This window comes from Mesorhizobium sp. M1A.T.Ca.IN.004.03.1.1 (assembly GCF_003997555.1).
Classification (GTDB): domain Bacteria; phylum Pseudomonadota; class Alphaproteobacteria; order Rhizobiales; family Rhizobiaceae; genus Mesorhizobium.
Genome location: NZ_RZTV01000156.1, coordinates 1 through 304, shown reverse-complemented (window position 1 = coordinate 304; position 304 = coordinate 1). Strand labels below are relative to the sequence as shown.

1 protein-coding gene is annotated in these 304 nt (G+C 61.2%); it reads left to right on the top strand.

Features of this window, described 5'->3' with window-relative positions; all coding sequences use genetic code 11:
• On the top strand, positions 1 to 304 hold a 304-nt coding region (locus tag EOD29_RS31130; protein WP_245475492.1), incomplete at both ends, for an enoyl-CoA hydratase-related protein.

Genomic DNA, 304 nt, shown 5'->3' with positions numbered 1-304 from the left:
GTTCGACCTTTGCATTGCCCGAGATCAAGCTTGGCGTGTTTCCGGGAAGCGGTGGGACCATCCGGGTGGCGCGGCGCATCGGCAAGTCCCGTGCGAAAGAAATGATGTTATTGGGAGATCCGATCGACGCCCGGACAGCCTTGCAATGGGGACTGATTAACAGGGTCGCTGACACCGGCAGCGCGCTCCAGTGCGCTCTGGATCTTGCGGAACGGCTGGCGATTGGGCCAGCCCTCGCGCTTAAGGAGTGCAAGGACATCATCGAGCACTCATGGGAGTTGCCGATCCGTGAGGCGCTCCAACG